Origin of the sequence: Bartonella sp. AP40SXNS, assembly GCF_042195825.1 — a bacterium.
Taxonomy (GTDB): Bacteria; Pseudomonadota; Alphaproteobacteria; order Rhizobiales; family Rhizobiaceae; genus Bartonella.
On sequence record NZ_JBHIPB010000056.1, the window covers coordinates 1 to 2,340 of the forward strand.

Genomic DNA, 2,340 nt, shown 5'->3' on the forward strand with positions numbered 1-2,340 from the left:
CCTATTGTTACCTCCCCTTGGGCGCCAAGAGCAACATTACCCTTGGCATCTATATCGGAAGCAGCAATATGGATATCGCCACCCGAGATAACAGTGGTCTCTTTTCCAGAACTTAAATGAGAGCCATTGTGCACCGCGACATGAGATGTTTGATCCCCGCGATGGCTATTGGCACTGTTGCGTGTGGCATCAATCGAAACATTCCTCTCAGCTTGCAAGAGGAGTTTATCCGTTGCTTGAACATCAGAGCCTAAAATATTCAAATCTTTTCCAGAGGCAAGTGTCGTCGAGCCACCAGAGTTGACTTCTGATTTATGATGCATGATGGCATCACCCTGTTCATCATGGTAATGGGTTTCTGCTGAACCGATCGTCAAGTTGCCTTCTTCTGTAGCCATAGCAAGATCACCCCCGGTGGTGATCCCCACCCCTGAGGCGGTGATATCTTGTTTGGCAATCACCGTTGCATTACCCCCAGCAGAAAGCGCCTCGGTGTTTAATACTGTCTCCACGCCGTCAACCGTTGTGCGCCCTGCATCCAAACGAATATTCTTCTCCGCAACTAAAACAGCATCACCACCCGCCGCAAAATGCCCCCCTTGACTAAAGATATCCCCGCCATGCACATGCAATTGGTGATTTGCCGCAATACGCCCTGAATTGGTTATTGTGGAATTGCTTGTATTTTGGCTGGTGATATTGATATCATCGCCCATGATCAAAGCCCCAGCAGAAACAAAGGAGGCTCTGTCTTTTTCGGGGATGTAAAACACCGGTGCATAAACATCCATGCCCTTGACCTGTTGGCGCACATAAATCACCATCGGGGCTTCTAGGGATGCCAATTGTTCTTCACTCAAAGCCTCACCAAAAGGGAGATTGTGTGCTTTTGCATAGTCTGCCCCAACATCCAGCAAAGTTTTGACTTGTTCAATGGCATCACTTCCAGGAATAAAGGAACCTTTGCCCAACCCTTGACCAACCAGATCACGCATTTGTTTCTCAATCAGCTGCTTTTCAAAATATGCATCGCCTAAGAAAAAAATCTCCCGATCAGGATTGTAGCCAATTCTGTTCAAATAATAGGCTGAGCCATAAAACTTGCCAACATCAAGGAATTCTGCCCGCGTTTCATAAATAAAATTTTGATTGGGCAGTGTGCCCCCAACCCCACCCGATTGGGGCTTTGGTAAAGGGAGCCCCTCAGCAAGTTCCCCTGCATTATTGAGATCGACTTTTGGTGTAAAGAGAGCATCAACCCCGGTTAAACCACTTAAGGACTCCAGTGGTTTACGTTCAGCTGCTTGTGCTTTAAAATGCGCATCCCCTGTAATCGAACCTTCCGCTGCCGTGTTATTGAGTTGATCGACCACCAAATTCAACGTGCCGCCCGCTTGGACAAGACCAGGAACGCTCTCCAAAGCTTCTGAAGCAATCTGGCGATCCTTGCCATTGGCTATATCTAAAGAAACATCGCGGCTTCCATCAGCTTTATAACCATAACAACTGTCTGTATTAGCCTGACAACCAAGATAAGTGTTTTTATAAGCCGTTGCACCTAAATTGGTCAGCACATTGGCGTGGATATCGGCATTTCCCCCTGCTCTCATAGAGCTATAATGGTTGTCAATGGTATCAGCGTTAATGATGAGGTTGCCACTAGATTGTATTACCCCCGAAACAGTTGGTTTATGAGAAAACCCTTGCGTGACAGTCTTTTCTGTCATGTGTGACCAATTTTCGTTTATTGACCCTAACCATCCTCCCTTCTGCCGAGAACCATTCCAAGAATACTGTTCTATGCCTTTTCTGTTATCATTATATTCCCAAGTAAAAGCCTTATAGATTGTTCCATCGCTTGAAATTGCGGTGCCATAGATTTCTTCTTTGCTCGCCCAAACCTGCTGTTCAAATATAAAATTCTTCTTCTTTTTACCAGCCGGCCACTTAGAAAGCTTTCCTTTACCCCAGCTATTCGATCTCGTATCATGATATAAATCCCTACCATCGAGAAAATTATATTTGTCTGGTTTTTCGAAAGAAATATCGCTATATTCCGTTTTTTCCGTGATGACAGGCGTGCTATCAGCTTCGTTTTTCAGGGTGTTGGTTTGGATATTTAAGTTTCCACCAGCTTGAATCAAGCCTGCTTTGTTAACAAGCGAAAGGCTTTTTCCGCTGCCATCTGCATTGGTAAAAGATAAATCACCCTCTGCCATTATGGTGCCAAAATCATTCAACAAAGCTCCATCAACTTGTAAAACACCATTGCCCTTCACATAAATTAAGCCCGTTTTGTTGTTGGTCACATTGCCCGTCACGCTAAAGACTAAATCCTGC

General features: G+C 45.2%; 1 protein-coding gene. It reads right to left on the minus strand.

The annotated features are described in order from the left end of the window. On the minus strand, positions 1-2,340 hold a 2,340-nt coding region (locus ACFILZ_RS09605), incomplete at both ends, for a hemagglutinin repeat-containing protein (RefSeq protein WP_375682386.1).